We start from the raw sequence: 16,012 nt of genomic DNA on the forward strand, positions 1-16,012 counted from the left end.
GTCATCTGCGAGGGAGCCATCCGGGTCTGCTCGCAGGGGCAGGAGATCGTCGCGCTGCCCGCCGGGCAGGTCGTCGGCGAAATGGCGATCCTCGACGGGAGCCCTCGCAGCACCGACCTCATCACCGGCGGTGAGACGACGCTTCTCACCTACACGCGCGACGCCTACGCCGACACGTTCCGGCGCGCACCCGACGCCGGTATGGCGCTCATCAAGAACATCTCGACCGTCCAGCAGAACCGGCTCCGCAACACGACGAAGAGCGCCGTTGAGAACGCGGTCGCGGCAGAACGCGCCGAAGGCGAGATCCGACGCGCCAAAGAAACCCAGGACCTCGCGCTGCCCCGCGACAACAACCCGGAGTTCGGCAAGACCGAGTTCTACGTCTCGTTCAAAGGCGCGCGCGGCGTCAGCGGCGATTACTACGACTTCATCCAGTTCCCGGACAACCCGAACCAGATGATCGTCATCATGGGGGACTCGACGGGTCACGGACTGAACGCCGGGCTGGAGATGCTGCTCGCTAAGAGCGCGTCCTTCACGCAGATCGAGACGGAGCCCTCCGTCGAGAAGATCACGGCGGCGATCAACAACATCACGTCGTACATCTTCAGCGCGACGATGTTCATGACCTTCGTCTGCTGCCTCATCGACCGTGAGAAGCACACGATTCGCTACACGAACGCCGGGCAGCAGTCGCATCCGTACCTCTACCGGATGAAGAACGGCGAGTTCGTCGCGCTGGAATCGCAGACGTTCCAACTGGGCATTATGCAAGGTGCGCAGTACACCTCCGAAGAGATCACCTACGAGGACGGCGATCTGCTGATCTTCTACTCGGATGGGATCATCGAAGCGCCCTACTGCCCGGAGGGAGCCGAAGACGTCGACCGCGACCAGGAGTTCGGCGACGAACGCCTCCGCGAGTTCATCGAGGCGCACGCCCACGAGACGCCCGAGCAGATCACCCACGCTCTGCTGGACGCGGCGAGGGCGTTCTGCCGATTCTACGACGGCTTCGAAGAGATCAACGGCAAGGAAGTGGACGGGGACGATATTACCAACATCGTCATCCGGCTGGGGTAGCGCAACCCGGAAAGCACCGACTCTCCGAGAGGCACACGCCGTAGGGGCGGGTCTGAGACCCGCCCCTACAACCGCCATCACGGCTCCGTCATTCCCGCCCTCGCGCCGAGCCCTACGCACTCGACCGATAGCCGACCTCCCCGCCCACCATGGTGAACGCCACAGCGGATTCGTCCGCGAGGATCCGCTCCGCGATCCGGCTCCCGCCGGATGGCAGCGAGATGCCCACTAGGTCCGCCTTCCAGCCCGAGCGCAGCCCGCCGATCTTCGCGTTCACCTTGAGGCTCTTCGCCCCGTTGAGCATCGCGAACGTCAGAACGCGCTCCGGCGACACGTGCCGATGCCGACCGTACATGAACTTGAGCTCGTCGAGCATGCTCAGCGATGGGCAGCTTGCGAGGCTGTCCGTCCCGACGGCGACGTTCACGCCCAAAGCGAACAGCTTCTCGAACGGATGGGACTCGTGCCCGAAATAGGCATGGCTGCGCGGGCAGTACACGACCGTGATGTTCAGGTCGCGCAGGATCGGGATGTCCTCGTTGCGGATGTAGTTGCCGTGAACCAGTAGCGGCGACCGGTCGAACCACCCCAGCCGATGCAGGTGCTGAACCGGCGTCACGCCCGGCGGCGTCCAGCCGTCGAGCGAGATGCCGAAGTCCTCCAAGAGCTCGCGGAACGGACCCGTGCCCGACCGCGTGAACTCCTCCTCCTCGACCGTCTCCGCAACGTGCGACGACAGCGGGTACCCGTGCGCCTTCGACCGCCGCAGGCACTCACCGTAGAGCGCGTCCGAGGTCGAATACGGCGCGTGGGGAGCCAACCCCAGCGTCAGCTTTGGTTCCACCGACCCAGCCTGCTCATCGAGCTGTCTCAGCGAGCCCTCCGCCCGCGCCGCGCTGAACCCGATCAGCTCGAAGTGGACGAGCTTGCGGATCGGCGAATCCCTCAACACGCGAGCCGACAGACCCGTGTGCGAGTGGTCGACGACCGTCGTCGCGCCGCCCGTCAAAGATTCCCGCGCCCCGTCGGCGATGGCGCGCTCGACGTCTTCGGGTCGTTCGTCGGCACGGAGCCGACGCACCTCCCGCACCCACGACGTGAACGACCCCGGCGGCGGAATCTTGCCCGCCAGCGTGCCGAAGTCGAGATGCACATGCGCGTTGATGAACCCCGGCAGCAGGGCGATCTCGCCCAGGTCCTCGATGGAGCCATTTCGAGTGCGGCGGATCGAGTCGAAGGTTCCCACCTCGACGATCTCGTCCCCGTCGATGGCGACGGCTCCGTTGTGGAACACCTCGTGGCTGCTGGGCATGACGTACTTGGCGCGCAGGATCATCCGGGGCTCCAGAGGTCAAACCGGTAGGAGAAGGTCGGACGGATCGTCGGGCTCACTGAGGATGCCGACATCGCTGGCAAGGCGCAGGAACCGGCGCATGCCCTCCAGATGGCGCGGCGTCAGGTCGTACCGCATGCGCTCGCTCAGGTAAGCACGGCAGAGCGCCGGGTCGAGCCGCCGAGCCACGCACTCCCGCGCGGCGATCTGCGACAGATGCGCCATGCCCTCGCGCTTCGCTTGGTTGAGCAATCCGATGACCCGGGCGTGCGGCGCGTCCGTACGAGCCGCCCAGACGGCGAAGACGAACGGCAGCCCTGTCCAACGGTTCCAGAGCTCGCCCAGGTCGACGATCCGGAAGTCCGGCGCGTTCTGCCGGAAGACGGGGTCGCCGATGAGCAGCACCGCGTCGGCGTCGATGGAACGCACGTCAGCAACGGGCAGCGTCGGTACGAACTCCGGGTCCGTGTGGAACACCTCGCGGTAGGCGATCCGCGTCAATGCCGCCGATGTCCGCGAGCTCACGTCGAGCGCGACGGTTCGAGCCTGCTCCGGCGCCACGCGGCAGAAGAGCGCGACAGTCCAGACGGGTCCCTCGCACGCTAGCGAGATGCCCGGCACGATGCGGAACCCCGGATGGCGGAACACCTCGATGGTCGGAACCAGCCCGACATCGATCCTCCCCGCCACCAGATCGTCCGCCAGCGCGCTCGGAACGCCTCGGCAGAGCTCGACGCCGGGCTTCCCGTCCAGTCCCTCCGTTAGGGGAACCGAGTTCAGATAACCCACCGTGCCGATGCGGATCGTCGGCTCAGAAGACGACATCGACGATGCAGACCCCCATCAGGACGAGGCTGATCGCGCCGTTCAGCGTGAAGAACGCCGCGTTGACGCGCGAGAGGTCATGCGGCTTCACGATCGCGTGCTCGTAGACCAGCAGCGCCGCGACGAGCAGGATGCCGATTCCATAGGGCAGTCCCAGCCGGACATCCTGGGAGGCAGCGACCATCGGCAGGCTCGCCAGAAGCCCGAACATGACGACGTGCAGCCACGTGGACACTACGAGCGCGCCCCGGACTCCCATCCGCGCCGGAACCGACCGCAGGCGTCTCGCGCGGTCGAACTCGACGTCTTGGCACGCGTAGATGATGTCGAAGCCCGATACCCAAAGGAGCACGATCGCCGCCAGGAGCAGCGGCAGAACGTCGAATCTGCCCCGAACGGCGATCCACGCACCGACCGGCGCGATGGCGAGCGACAGCCCCAGCCAAGCGTGCGACAGCGACGTGAACCGCTTCGAGAGCGAGTAGCCCATGATCGTCGCCAGAGCCACCGGCGATAGCGCGAACGCCAGCGGGTTCAGTCGCCATGCTGCAACGATCAACAGCGCTCCCGATACGACCGTGAAGACCCACACGGCGCGTCTGCTGACGAGCCCAGCGGGGACCGCGCGCATCTTCGTCCGGGGGTTCTCGGCGTCGTAGCGGGCGTCGGCGAGGCGGTTGAACGCCATCGCGCAGCTCCGCGCGCCGACCATCGCGACGAGGATCCAGAAGAGCTTGTCGAGCGATGGCACGCCCCGCGCCGCGAGGAACGCGCTCATCACGGCGAACGGCAGAGCGAAGAGCGTGTGCTCGAACTTGATCATTTCCAGGATGATCCGCATCTGGCGCAGCATCAGCGCTCCTGATTCGCGAAGTCGATGAGCCCCTCGCCCTTGGACAGCGCGGCAGCCCATTCGGCCGAGCGAGCCGCGTCGCCGACGGAAAGGAGCGGCTCCGGGCTCCCGCCGCCCGGCGTCAGTGGAACCGACCAGTAGCCCACATCCACCCACCGCCCGTGTTTGAACCCAGCCGCCGGGATGATCCCCGCCCGGACGAACCCCAGGGCTTCGTGGAACGCGACGCTCGCCGGGTTTGGCAGGGAGATGACGGCGACGGCGTTCGCGTAGCCCTGCACCCGCAGGCACTCGAAGAGCGACGTGTAGAGAGAGCGCGCGATCCCGCACCGACGATACGCGCTGTCGATATAGACCGTCGTCTCGACCGTCCACTGATAGGCGATGCGCGACCGGAACCGTGACGCATAGGCGTACCCAGCGACGTCGCCGTCCACGTCGCAGACGAGCCACGGCATCGCTTCGAGCGTGGCGCGGATGCGCTCGCGGAAGACGTCGAGGCTGGGTACGTCGTACTCGAACGACACGGCGTTGTCGCGGACGAACGGCGTGTAGATCGCCAGCATCGCCTCGACGTCGGCGTCCTCTGCGAGCCGTATCCGCGCCGTCTCGCCCATCGTCATCCCTGCCACCGCTCAATGAGCCCCATGTCCATGTCGAACTGATCGAAGAGCTTCGTCACGACGAAATCGACCTGATCGGCAAGCGTCTTTGGCTGATGGTAGAAGCCCGGCATCGCCGGCAGAACCACTGCGCCTGCCTGCGAGAGCTTGAGCAGGTTCTCGATATGAATCGTGCTCAACGGCGTCTCGCGTGGAACCAGGACGAGCTTGCGCCGCTCCTTGAGGCACACCTCGGCGGCGCGATGGATCAGGTTCGTCGCCATGCCGTTGGCGAGCGCTCCGCAGGTTCCCGTGCTCGCCGGGACGACCATCATGCCCATCGTGCGGAACGAGCCGCTCGCGATGGGCGCGGCGACGTTCTTGACGTAATGATAGACGACGTTCGGCGCGTCGGTTCCGATGAGATCGCTCAGGCGGAACCCCTCCGGCGACAGATCGACGCGGATGCCCTGCTCGCGCCAGAGGACGACGCCTGCGGACTCGGAGATCGTCAGATGCACCTCGACATCGCCCCCGGCGAGTAGTTGGATCGCCCGTTGGGCGTAGACGACCCCGCTCGCTCCTGTGATGCCGACGACGAGCCGCTTCGTCATGCCGCTTTCTCCCCGACGTGCACCGCGACGATGCCCAGCGTCAACGTCCGGTAACGGACGTTCGTCAAACTCGTCGAACGCATCAGCGCTGCGAACCCCTCCACATCCGGGAACGCGAGAACCGACGCCGGCAGGTACGAGTAGGCTGCATCGCGGTTCTTGGAGATCGTGTTCCCGACGCGCGGCAGGATACGCCGGAAGTAGAAGTAGTAGAGCGACCGGAAGAGCCGCGACCGAGGCTGCGTGAAGTCGAGAACGACGACCCGGCCGCCCGGCTTGGCGACCCGCGCCATCTCGGCGAGCCCGCCCGCGATGTCCGACACGTTCCGAATCCCGAACGCCACCGTCACGGCGTCGAACGACCCGTCCGGGAACGGCAGCGACAGCGCGTTCGCCAGCACTGGGATGAAAGCCTGCGGACAGTTCCTCCGAGCCGCCTTCTCGCGCCCCAGGACGAGCATCTCCTGCACGAAGTCCGAGGCTATGACGGGCCCGCCTCCCGCCGCGTCGCTCAGGGCGAACGCGAGCTCGCCGGTTCCGCAGCAGATGTCGAGGATGGCACTGCCTTTGGACACGCGAGCCATGCGCGCGGCGGCTTTGCGCCAACGCCGGTCGAATCGGAGGCTGAGCAGGGAGTTGAGGAAGTCGTACCGGGGCGCGATGTCGGAGAAGATCGCGTGGACGTACGCCTCCTTGTCGCTCGGAGGCGGAAGCGGGTCGGGACGGGTCACAGCCCGTATTCCTTCCAGCGGCGATCCACGAGGTTGCGGATGGCGTCGGACATGACGATCTCGCGGGGCCATTCGCGGTCGAAGCCCTCGCTCGCCCACTTCTCCGTCGCGTCGATGCCCATCTTCGAGCCGATTCCCAGCCGGGGCGACGCGTGGTCGAGGATGTCCACGGGCCCGTCGGCGAACGAGATATCGCGGCGGGGATCGACGTTGCTGCCCACGTGGAACCACACGTCGTCGGGGTCCTGGACGTTCACGTGCTTGTCCACGACGACGATGATCTTCGAGAACATGAGCTGACCCAAGCCCCAGAACGAGTGCATCACCTTCTTCGCGTGCCACGGGTACTGCTTGTCGATGGCGACGAAGACGAAGTTGTGGAACACGCCGAAGATGGGCAGGTTCATATCGACGATCTCGGGGATCTGCGTTCGGATGAGCGGCATAAAGATGCGCTCGGTCGCCTTGCCGAGGTAGTAGTCCTCTTGAGGCGGCTTCCCGACGATAGTCGTCTGGTAGATCGGGTCCTTCCGGTGCGTGATCGCCGTGATGTGGAACGCCGGGTACTGGTCGGCGAGCGAGTAGAACCCCGTGTGATCGCCGAAGGGCCCCTCGGTGACGAGCTCGTTGGATTCCAGGTAGCCTTCGATGACGAACTCCGCTTCGGCGGGCACCTCGATGTCCACGTCGTAGCCGTTCTCGGTCGTTAGCGTCGCGGCTCGGACAATGGGCACGTGATCCTTGCGCAGGAACCCGGCGAAGAGGAGCTCATCGACGGCAGAAGGCAGCGGAGCCGTCGCGGCGTACGCTAGCGTCGGGTCGCCTCCGATGGCGACGGCGATCGGCATTCGCTTGCCCGCGCGCGCGTATTCGCGGTAGTGGCTCGCGCCGTCGTGGTGCATGTGCCAATGCATCGCCGCGCTGTTCGGTCCGAACACCTGGACGCGGTAGAGCCCGACGTTCCGGGAGCCGGTCGATAGGCTCTTCGTGTAGACCTGTCCCAGTGTGATGTAGGGTCCGCCGTCTTCGGGCCAGCAGGTGATGACCGGCAGTTTCGTCAGATCGACCTGGTCGCCCGTCAGGACGACGTCCTGGCAGGGTCCGCTCTTGACGGTCTTCGGCGGGAACTTGGCGACCTTCGCCAGCAGCCCGACGATGCGCAGCTTGTCGAGGAAGTTCTGCGGGGGAGAAAGCTGGATGAGCTCTTCGATCTCGCGGGCGATGTCGCTGATGTCCGACACGCCAAGCGCCGCCGACATGCGCCGATAGGAGCCGTAGGTGTTGATGAGCAGCGGGAAGGACGACCCCTCGACCTTCTCGAAGAGAAGCGCGGGGCCGCCCGCCTTCGTGACGCGGTCGGTGATCTCCGTGATCTCTAGGTGGGGTGAGACCTGCGTTCGGATGCGCTTCAGCTCGCCTCGGCGCTCCAGGTCGGCCACGAACTCACGGAGATTCGCAGTTGCCATCGGGTTCCACGGCGTTGTGCCAGCCGGTGCGGGGTCGGACGTCCACGCCGAACTATACCCGATGCCACTCTCGAAGACAAAACGCGCGCCGACGGGAGCCGAGACGACGCGGAGCGCTCTCTGCTTCGGCAAGCGGCTCTTCAGGCGACGCTGGGCGTGGCATCGCAGACGATCCCGCTGTCGTTGATGGACCTGCTGACGAGGTAGGGCGGGTCTGGTTAACCGTCCATATCGGGTGGCAGAGCTGACATCGCGACGCGTGCGATCACGTCGAGCTTTTCGGTGACCTCTGGGTCGATTTGGTCATCGGGAACGTGCTGGACGAGCTCGTGGAAGCTGCCCTTTCCCATGGCGTTCGGCAGTTGGAGTCTGCGGAAGAACTGATCAAACACTGGGATGAGGACGTCGTCACTGGCTTTCGCTTGGTCCGACCACGGTGACGGCTTCCGCTGGTCGAATGCCGCCGCGGATTCGAGGTCTCGAACCACTTCTTCCATCACTTCGACGCGCCGAGCGGCTTCCGAAGCATAGAAGAGCGGACCCGGCGCATCCCGTTCAGCGGAACCGCGCGCGTAGCTCAGCAGCGCGTCCGGATGGCAGAGATAGTTCTCGATCTCCCTCCGCCGCCAGACGAGTGCTCCCGCGCCGAGCCCGTCCGGAAGCCCTTGCTCCAGTCGGTCAAACAGCGCAATCCACTTTAGACTTGGAACCGCCTCGCGAAGCCCGTGGAAGTGCTCCAACACCTTCACCGGCTGATTGCCGACGTAGTGGACGAAAGGGCGTTCCAGCGCTTGCTCAGCTTGCGGATGCGGTAATCTTCTGGCGAACGCCCGCAGAATGGCAAGGTCTGTGGAGCCCTCAAGATAGAGCACCCATCCCGTCGCTTCGGCGAGGTAGTAGTCCTCCCACGGGATATCCCGGAGAGCCTTGGATAGCTGGCTCCCTCGATCGTTGATCCGGTGCGGTTTGCCGACGAAGGCGACGACGACATCCTGCGATGCCGCCTCGTTCAGCAGTACTTCCGAATGGCTTGCCGCGATGATCTGGTTGCCGTTCTCAAGCGCGACGTCGGTCAGCAACTGATAGATGTCTCGCTGACGCAGAATCTCCAGGTGGGCGTCGGGCTCGTCGAGGAGCAGAATCGAACCCGGATTCGCATACATGTAGGCGAGAACGAGAAGGGTCTGCTGAAGCCCCCTGCCCGACGAAGAGAGGTCCAACCGGATATCGCGCTCTCGGTAAGCCATCCGGATTTCACCGCGTTCGGGTACATAGACCGGGTCCTCTAACTCCACACCAAACGCATGCTGAATCTTCAATGCGAGCTCCCGCCATCGACGCTCGTCCTGTTCTCGGCGCTCGTCCTGTTCGAAGATCGCGTAGCAGAGGTTCCGTAGCACTTCCGCGGTTCTGCCCTCACCGATGCGCACGTTGACCGCGCCTTGATCCAACCGCGTCTCGTTGGCAGTCAGGCCAGACATCGGCGGCAAGAACGCCATGCGGACACTCCCGGCCGCGGGAGGAATCGGCATTCTGCCGGCATTGCCGGGCAGACGCAGCGGGCGACAATAGAAGGACTCCTCGTTTGCGTAGTCGAACTCCAGTCCGCAGGTCCACATCTCGCCGTTGGTCACGCCATCGACGATAATGTCGATACGGACGTTCTGAGTCACCTGCTTGCCATCAGTGCGGCGTACGTCGCGAACGTGGAGATTCCGCCAGAGGAGGCTCGCATCGGGAACGGGGACGGCGATGAGATCACGCCGGTTGATCGTCACGCCAGGGCGCTTCTCTGGAACCGCCTGGTCGCCGCGCTTCTCGTTCCAACGTCTCAGTCCGATTTCCCACAGCGCAAGCGCCTGCAATGCCGATGTCTTGCCCGAATTATTGGGGCCGATGAGAAGGACGCGGCTCCCTAGCTCGACCTCTACCTCGCCGAACCGCTTGAAGTTACGGATGAGGACTCTGGTCAGCATCTGCGATCCTCGTTACGTCAGCGTCGTCGGCGGGATCACGCTTTCAGCCACGAATCCTGCTGCTCCTGAATACGAAACTGCTTGCGGAACATCTCCGCGTACATACCCCCCGCCTCGACCAGTTCCGCGTGCGACCCGGACTCCTCGATCATCCCCTCTTTCATGACGATGATCCGGTCCGCCTTCATGACCGTCGAGAGCCGGTGGGCGATCACGAAAGTCGTCCGACCCTTCATCAGGCGCTCCAAGGCTTCCTGGATCGCCGCCTCGGATTCGGTGTCCAGCGCCGAGGTCGCCTCGTCGAGGATCAGCACGCGCGGGTTCCGCAGGAGCGTCCGCGCGATGGCGACGCGCTGCTTCTGCCCGCCGGAGAGGCGCCCACCGCGCTCGCCGACGTCCGTTTCATACCCCTCGGCGAGCTCTTCCGTGATGAACTTGTGCGCATTCGCCGCGATGGCGGCTTGGACGACCTGCTGATCCGTCGCGTCGAGGTTCCCGTAGCGGATGTTGTCCGCGACGCTCCCCTTGAACAGGAAGTTGTCCTGAAGCACGACGCCCATCTGGTTGCGGATCGACTTGATCGTCACGTCGCGGAGATCGTGACCGTCGATGCGGATCGCCCCTTCGGTCGGGTCGTAGAACCGGGCGAGCAGGTTGATGACGGTCGTCTTGCCGCACCCGCTGGGGCCCACGAGGGCGATCATCGCGTCGGGTTCCACCTGGAAGCTGATGCCCTTGATAACCGGCTTCTCGGGGTCGTAGGAGAAGTGGACGTCCTCGAATGCCACGCGTCCGACGATCTCCGGCAGCGGATAGGCGTCGGGCTTCTCCTCCACGGTCGGCTCGGAGTCGAGCAGCCCGAAGACGCGCTCCGCCGAGATCATCGAGTCCTGAATCGTCGTGTTCACGTTCACCAGGCTCATGATGGGCCCGTACATCCGCGCCAGATAGCTCTGAAAGAGGATCATCTCGCCCAGCGTGAAGCCTCCTTCGACGCCGGCGTTCTGAAGCACCAGGTTCCCGCCCCACCAGAGCACGAGTCCCGACCCGAGCTGCTGCAGAAACCCGAAGATCGAGTTCATGCCCGTCGAGAGGTTGTTCAGCCGGATCTGGTACTGGTACGTCTGGCGCATCGAGTGGAAGACCTTGCGCTCCTCGTGCTTCTCCTGGCTGAACGCCTTGACGACCTTCGCGCCCGCGACCGCCTCGTAGAGCCCGCCGTGAATCTCCGCCCACTTGTGGCGCAGCAGCCGCCAGATCTTCTTCATCCGCGACACGAAGAGGTGATGCGTCAGAACGTACGGCGGCAGAACCGTCAGGGCGAGAACCGTCAGAAACCAGTTCTGCGTGAACAGGATGACGAGCATCCAGACCATCATGATGAGGTCGCGCACGATGCCGATCGTCGTGTTCGTGATGAGCCCGCTCAGGCTCCCCACGTCGCCCGTCACGCGCGACATGATCTGCCCGACGCCCTGCGTGTCGAAGAACCGCATGGACAGGTCTTGCAGGTGCGAGAAGACCTCGTTCCGCATGTCGAACAGGACGCGGTTGCTCGTCCAGGTCATCACGTACGTCCGCACGAACGACAGGATGCCCGTGAAGACGTTGAACCCCATGATGAACGCGAAGACGGCGAGGAGCCATTCCGACGGCGACATCGACACGGGCTTGCCGAACAGGCTGATCGTCAGCGTCTCGGACGTTGCCTGCTTGAGGAGCACGTCGTCGATGACGAACTTCGTGATGAGCGGCATCACCGTCCCGAAGAGCCCATCCAGAATGATCAGGGCGAACCCGAACATCAGGAGGAATCGGTACGGCTTGGCGTACTTGTAGAGCCGGAATAGCTTGCTCATCGTCCCGTATCTCCGTCGCAGGACGTCACATCTTCGTCTTTTCGGAGATATTGATGATGTTCTGAAGCTCGTCGCACGCCTTGTCCTCGGCGCTTCGGGCGCGTTCGACATAGAGGGATGCCCGTCGGCAGGAGCGGAAGAAGCGACGATATTCCGCCTTGCCGAGGTCGCGAGGTTCCCCCTGAAGGACGTGTTTGGTGGGGTCGTCTGTTTCCAAAGTCGGGTGGTACGTCAACACCTTCGCCAGGGCTGCGGCGGTGCGTTCGTAGAAGCCGACGGCTTTGAGAACCGCCTTCTGCTCCTCCTCCGCCGAGAACTCGCCGAGAGCGTCGCGGAGGAACAGAATGGCTGCCTGCCGGTTCGCGTGGAGGAGCCGAGAAGGGAGCCCGTTCCACGACGCGATGCGGAAGGGCTCCGACGGCGTGACGCGGTCGAGGTCGCGCTTGGCAGCCAGAACGGCGGCGAGCTCGTCGTACGCCTGGAGACCGATCGTGCAGCCGCGCACGCGGCGGTATGCTTTGGCGATCTTCATGGCGCGGCGGAACGAGCCCAGGTAGATTTCGCGCGCCTTGGGTTCCCGATCCCGCTCCCGCAGCGCGAAGAAGTAGTAGCCGTAAAGCCCCAGCTCGAGGAACCCTTCGCCCGGCGTCCACGCCTCCATGAGCTCCGACGCGGACATGCCCGACGTGACGCCGTCGAGTTCCACACGATGGTCCGGGTACACCAACGGGAAGGTCTGCCCAAAGGGAAGGATCGCCGGTTTTCCGGTCGCTTCGAAATGCGCGTCCAGCGCGGCGCGGGCTCCCTCGGCAGACTCCGAGAACTCGATGACGTGGCGGTATCCCAGGGCGCTGCTGGCGCTCCGCAGCGGGTTGCTGAGGAACACCCAGACGCTCTCCGACGGTCGCGCGCGGTCATAGAAGAATTTGAACGCCTCGCCCGACATGCCCATCAGATAGGGCTTGGAGTGGACGCTGCCGCTGGCTTCCAGACAGCGCTGCAGGCTGTCGATATAGCCCAAAGAGGCGATGGGCGGTTCGCCGCCTGCGATGCCTGTGCTCATCGCATCCGCTCCCGATGGGTCGCCGCGCGGCGATGGGGCGGTTCCGGTGCTTGGGGAACCGTCATCCGGTTGCGTCCCTGTCGTCGCCTGCCCACGCACCCGGAGCGGGGACGGCTTGAGCCAGCAGATGCCCGTAGCGGTCCGCCATGTAGCGGTGCACTTCGTAATCGACCGCCTGAGCCGTTGGCAGGCGGAACAGGTTGTTCGCGAGGGACTGCGCCTCGGGGATCGTCGTGTTGCGGATGATGCGCTTGATCTCCGGGATCGCCGCGGGATGCATGCTGAGGCTGCGTATGCCCGTACCCAGCAAGGGTAGCACGCAGAACGGGTCCCCTGCCATCTCACCGCACAGGGTCACCGGGATTCCCGCCCGATCCGCCTCCTGAACGACCTGCCGGATCGAGCGCAGAATCCCCGGATGGTACGGCTCCGAGACCATCGTCACGTCCATGTGCGTCCGGTCGATCCCCAGCGAGTACGGGATGAGATCGTTGGTCCCGATACTGAAGAAGTCCGCCTCCTGCGCCAACAGGTCCGAAACGACGACCGCCGATGGAAGTTCAATCATGACGCCCAGCGTCAACGATTCCGCGCACGGGATGCCTTCTCGCACCAACGCCGCGCGCGCTTCGGCGACCGCTTGTTTCGCGGCGCGGAGCTCCGACAGACCGGGAATCAGAGGGAACATGACCCGCACCTCGCCGTGGAGCGCCGCGCGCCAAATGGCGCGAAGCTGAGGCATCCACAGTTCCGGATGGCGCAGGCAGAGCCGGGTGGCGCGCAGGTGGGCGATGTCCTCCAACCCCTCCGCCTCGGTCAGGAACGGCGCGACCTTGTCGCCGCCCAGGTCGATCGTGCGGATCGTCACGAGGCGGGACGCTTGCTGCTCGATGACGCGCCGGTAGTCTTCGTAGAGCTCGTCCTCGGACGGAAGCGCGTCGCGATAGAGATAGCCGTACTCGGTGCGGTAGAGCCCAACGCCGTCGGCTCCGTAACGCCGGCAGGCGTCCAACTCCTCCGGCAGCTCGATGTTGACGAGAAGTTGGATCGTCTGCTCGTCGAGCGTGACCGCAGCCTCTTCGAGAACCTCGTGGAGTTCGAGTTGGAACGCCTCCCGGTCGGCGCGGCTGCGGTGATACGCGTCGATCTGCTCCGGCGTCGGACGAAGGATCAGCGAGCCGTTGGCACCGTCCAAGATCGCCAGATCGCCGTCGTACGCCGATTCGATTCCGGTTCCCAAGCCGACGGCGGCGGGTATCTGGAGGGCGTTCGCAAGGATCGACACATGGCTGAGGCGGCTTCCCCCCTCCGTCGCGAAGCCCAGCACGCGCTCGCGAGGCAGCAGGAGCGTGTCCGACGGCAGCAGCGCCGGAGCCAAGACGATGCACGGCTCCCGATCCGCGAGACGGTCCGCCAGCGAGCTCGTCGCCCGGTTCTCCTGCAGGTTGTAGAGCACGTGCCGCACGACATCCTGGACGTCCGCCGCCTTCTCCTGGAAGAACCGGTCGTCGAGCGCCCGGAACGCTGCCGTGATGTGGTCGGCGAAGGCGACGACCGCGCTCTCGGCGGAGCGCAGATTGCGGCGGATCTCGTCGCCGACGCGTTCGTGGAAGAGCGGATCGTCCAGCAGGGACGTGTGGGCTTGGAAGATGAACCCGCCCGGCGTGTCCGCCTGCTCTAAACCCAAGCGGTCGCGAAGCTCCAGGATGGCGTCGCGGGAGCGCTCGACGGCGCTGCGGAACCGAGCCAGTTCCTTCGGGCACTCCTCCGGATCGATGCTCGTCTCCGGCACGCCCCAATCATCCGGCGCGTAGAGGAACACGGGTCCCATGGCGACGCCTGGCGACGCGGCGATACCGCTCAGGACGACGGAGCTCTCTTCCTCGCTCTCGTCGGAACCCTCCTCCGATGCGGCGCACATGGCGTTCGACCACAGCAGGGGAAACATCACGCGGATTCCTACGGACGATCCCTACTCGACTCCGAACCGGCTGGCGAAGAGCGCTTCGAGGGCAGACGCGGCGCGTTCGGCGTCGGTTCCCTCGACGACCATCAAGAGCGACGTGCCGACCGTCGCGGCAAGGAGCGTGAGGCTCATGACGCTCTTGCCGTTGACTCGCAGACCGTCTTTCACGAAGAAGACATCGGACTCGAACTGGTTCGCCGCGTTCGCCAGGAGGCTGGCGACGTGGAGATGCAGCCCCCGCGAGTTGCGAACGTCCACCGTGCGCTCGACCGTCTGCGTCATGCCCGCTCCTCGGCGCGGCTAGAGCTCGTACTGATCGTCCCAGTCGCCGAACTCGTAGCCCGTCGGCTGGGTGCTGGACTGCATCTGCTTGATGAGCGCGTCGTTGAACTCTCGCGCGGCGAAGTGACCCATCCGGCGGGCGAGCAGGTCCATCGTCGCGACTTCGAGGACGACCGCTGGGCTACGCCCCGGATGGACGGGGATCGTCGCGTGCGGCAGCGTCTCCCCGAGCAGTTCGTACTCCTCCTGCTCCAAGCCGGTCCGGACATAGGCGCGTTTCTCGTCCCACGTCTCCAGCGTCGCGACCATGCCCACGCGCTTGTAGGCTTGGACCGCCGTGACGCCGAACAGCGAGACGACGTCGATGATCCCGACGCCTCGCACCTCCATGTAGTGCTTCAGCGGGTGCGCAGCGGTTCCGATGACGCGATGACCCGTCACGTGCTTGACGATCACGCTGTCATCGGCGACGAACCGATGTCCCCGCTTGAGGAGCTCCAGCGTGCACTCGCTCTTGCCGATGCCGCTCTTGCCTCGGATGAGGACGCCCAGCCCGTAGAGCTCCACCAGGTTCGCGTGGATGACCTCCGAGGGTCCGAACTCCTCCTCGAGAAAGAGGATCGCCCGCGCGATGAACGACGCCGTCGCCATGCGGGTCGAGAACACGGGCGTCCGCGTGCGCTGGCTCTCGGCGAGGAGTTCAGGGGAAATCGCCAGCGACTTCGTGACGACCAAACACGGGATCGGGTAGGACAGCAGCTCGCGGAAGACGCGCTCCCGGTGAGCCGGTGAAAGGTCGTCCAGGTAGGACGTCTCCTGCTGTCCGAGGACCTGGATCCGCTCGGAGTCGAAGTGCCGGAAGTAGCCAGCCAGGGCGAGCCCGGGTCGAGTCACCTGCGACGACGACAGCTTCCGGTCGAGCCCTTCCCCCCCGCTGACGAGCTCGAGCGAGAGCTCGTACTGCATTCTCAGGAACCACTTCTGCACGGTCGTACGCGTGGGGGTCAAGGTCGGTGCTCTGCCCTTGTCGTTCCCGGATCGTCTCACGTCATTCCCGCGCAAGCGGGAATCCAGAGTCTATTGCCCCACGCTTCCGCGGGAGCGACGGCAACAGCGCGAGCGATGACGCGGGGGCCACGATCCCGCTCACGCCTCGTCGTTCCCGGATCGTCTCACGTCATTCCCGCGCAAGCGGGAATCCAGGGTTCCTTGCCTCACGTTTTCGCGACGTGACGTGCGGCGTCAGAGCCGACGGAGCAGGGATTTCCATCCGCATCGTCGCCGACCATCTCATACCACAAGTCGCGCCATGTGGGGTTCATCTTCTCGATCAGCGCGAGCTTCCATGCCCGGTTC

Annotated in this window: 14 protein-coding genes and 1 pseudogene; 1 reads left to right on the plus strand and 14 read right to left on the minus strand. The window is 65.0% G+C overall.

Annotated features, from left to right (window positions below):
• On the plus strand, positions 1-1,086 hold a 1,086-nt coding region (locus FJZ36_13150), incomplete at its 5' end, for a hypothetical protein (protein MBM3215853.1).
• 112 nt (positions 1,087-1,198) lie between these two features.
• Here the strand turns inward: FJZ36_13150 and FJZ36_13155 are convergent.
• From FJZ36_13155 to FJZ36_13220, 14 genes and pseudogenes are all read right to left on the minus strand, one after another.
• Positions 1,199-2,422: an amidohydrolase family protein gene (locus FJZ36_13155; protein MBM3215854.1), complete on the minus strand. Its 1,224-nt coding sequence runs from the start codon at positions 2,420-2,422 to the stop codon at positions 1,199-1,201.
• Positions 2,423-2,437: 15 nt separating this feature from the next.
• The gene (locus FJZ36_13160; GenBank protein ID MBM3215855.1) at positions 2,438-3,244 is read right to left on the minus strand and encodes a menaquinone biosynthesis protein; all 807 of its coding nucleotides are present in this window, start codon (positions 3,242-3,244) and stop codon (positions 2,438-2,440) included.
• Positions 3,231-4,085, minus strand: coding sequence for a 4-hydroxybenzoate octaprenyltransferase (locus FJZ36_13165; protein ID MBM3215856.1), 855 nt, complete (start codon positions 4,083-4,085; stop codon positions 3,231-3,233). The genes FJZ36_13160 and FJZ36_13165 overlap by 14 nt, the downstream gene beginning before the upstream one ends.
• 11 nt (positions 4,086-4,096) lie before the next feature.
• Positions 4,097-4,720 (minus strand): N-acetyltransferase family protein, encoded by a 624-nt coding sequence (locus tag FJZ36_13170; GenBank protein ID MBM3215857.1) that lies wholly within the window; start codon positions 4,718-4,720, stop codon positions 4,097-4,099.
• A complete protein-coding gene (locus FJZ36_13175; GenBank protein MBM3215858.1) occupies positions 4,717-5,313 on the minus strand; it encodes a UbiX family flavin prenyltransferase in 597 nt (198 codons plus the stop codon). The genes FJZ36_13170 and FJZ36_13175 overlap by 4 nt, the downstream gene beginning before the upstream one ends.
• Positions 5,310-6,116: a bifunctional demethylmenaquinone methyltransferase/2-methoxy-6-polyprenyl-1,4-benzoquinol methylase UbiE gene (gene ubiE / locus FJZ36_13180; protein MBM3215859.1), complete on the minus strand. Its 807-nt coding sequence runs from the start codon at positions 6,114-6,116 to the stop codon at positions 5,310-5,312. Before ubiE ends, FJZ36_13175 begins: the two co-directional genes overlap by 4 nt.
• On the minus strand, positions 6,041-7,510 hold the full coding sequence (locus tag FJZ36_13185; GenBank protein MBM3215860.1) for a menaquinone biosynthesis decarboxylase: 1,470 nt from the start codon (positions 7,508-7,510) through the stop codon (positions 6,041-6,043). The genes ubiE and FJZ36_13185 overlap by 76 nt, the downstream gene beginning before the upstream one ends.
• A 218-nt stretch (positions 7,511-7,728) precedes the next feature.
• The gene (locus FJZ36_13190) at positions 7,729-9,486 is read right to left on the minus strand and encodes an AAA family ATPase (protein ID MBM3215861.1); all 1,758 of its coding nucleotides are present in this window, start codon (positions 9,484-9,486) and stop codon (positions 7,729-7,731) included.
• A 35-nt stretch (positions 9,487-9,521) separates the two neighbouring features.
• Complete coding sequence (locus FJZ36_13195; protein ID MBM3215862.1) at positions 9,522-11,456, minus strand: ABC transporter ATP-binding protein; 1,935 nt, start codon at positions 11,454-11,456, stop codon at positions 9,522-9,524.
• Positions 11,371-12,408: a hypothetical protein gene (locus tag FJZ36_13200; GenBank protein MBM3215863.1), complete on the minus strand. Its 1,038-nt coding sequence runs from the start codon at positions 12,406-12,408 to the stop codon at positions 11,371-11,373. Before FJZ36_13200 ends, FJZ36_13195 begins: the two co-directional genes overlap by 86 nt.
• A 61-nt stretch (positions 12,409-12,469) precedes the next feature.
• A complete protein-coding gene (ptsP, locus tag FJZ36_13205) occupies positions 12,470-14,356 on the minus strand; it encodes a phosphoenolpyruvate--protein phosphotransferase (GenBank protein MBM3215864.1) in 1,887 nt (628 codons plus the stop codon).
• A gap of 24 nt (positions 14,357-14,380) precedes the next feature.
• Positions 14,381-14,656: an HPr family phosphocarrier protein gene (locus FJZ36_13210; GenBank protein MBM3215865.1), complete on the minus strand. Its 276-nt coding sequence runs from the start codon at positions 14,654-14,656 to the stop codon at positions 14,381-14,383.
• Between the two features lie 18 nt (positions 14,657-14,674).
• Positions 14,675-15,730: an HPr(Ser) kinase/phosphatase gene (hprK, locus tag FJZ36_13215; protein MBM3215866.1), complete on the minus strand. Its 1,056-nt coding sequence runs from the start codon at positions 15,728-15,730 to the stop codon at positions 14,675-14,677.
• A gap of 197 nt (positions 15,731-15,927) precedes the next feature.
• Positions 15,928-16,012: pseudogene (locus FJZ36_13220) on the minus strand (GIY-YIG nuclease family protein).

The organism is Candidatus Poribacteria bacterium, assembly GCA_016866785.1.
In the GTDB taxonomy this organism is placed as follows: domain Bacteria; phylum Poribacteria; class WGA-4E.

Coding starts and splice junctions, on each gene's coding strand:
- FJZ36_13190 (MBM3215861.1), bottom strand. CDS start 9,486: ATGCTGACCAGAGTCCTCATCCGTAACTTCAAGCGGTTCGGCGAGGTA.
- FJZ36_13165 (MBM3215856.1), bottom strand. CDS start 4,085: ATGCGGATCATCCTGGAAATGATCAAGTTCGAGCACACGCTCTTCGCT.
- FJZ36_13175 (MBM3215858.1), bottom strand. CDS start 5,313: ATGACGAAGCGGCTCGTCGTCGGCATCACAGGAGCGAGCGGGGTCGTC.
- FJZ36_13210 (MBM3215865.1), bottom strand. CDS start 14,656: ATGACGCAGACGGTCGAGCGCACGGTGGACGTTCGCAACTCGCGGGGG.
- FJZ36_13185 (MBM3215860.1), bottom strand. CDS start 7,510: ATGGCAACTGCGAATCTCCGTGAGTTCGTGGCCGACCTGGAGCGCCGA.
- ptsP (MBM3215864.1), bottom strand. CDS start 14,356: ATGTTTCCCCTGCTGTGGTCGAACGCCATGTGCGCCGCATCGGAGGAG.
- FJZ36_13170 (MBM3215857.1), bottom strand. CDS start 4,720: ATGACGATGGGCGAGACGGCGCGGATACGGCTCGCAGAGGACGCCGAC.
- FJZ36_13160 (MBM3215855.1), bottom strand. CDS start 3,244: ATGTCGTCTTCTGAGCCGACGATCCGCATCGGCACGGTGGGTTATCTG.
- ubiE (MBM3215859.1), bottom strand. CDS start 6,116: ATGGCCCCGCGAGATCGTCATGTCCGACGCCATCCGCAACCTCGTGGA.
- FJZ36_13195 (MBM3215862.1), bottom strand. CDS start 11,456: ATGTCGAACGCGCCCGAAGCGCCGAGGACAAGGCGTGCGACGAGCTTC.
- FJZ36_13200 (MBM3215863.1), bottom strand. CDS start 12,408: ATGAGCACAGGCATCGCAGGCGGCGAACCGCCCATCGCCTCTTTGGGC.
- FJZ36_13155 (MBM3215854.1), bottom strand. CDS start 2,422: ATGATCCTGCGCGCCAAGTACGTCATGCCCAGCAGCCACGAGGTGTTC.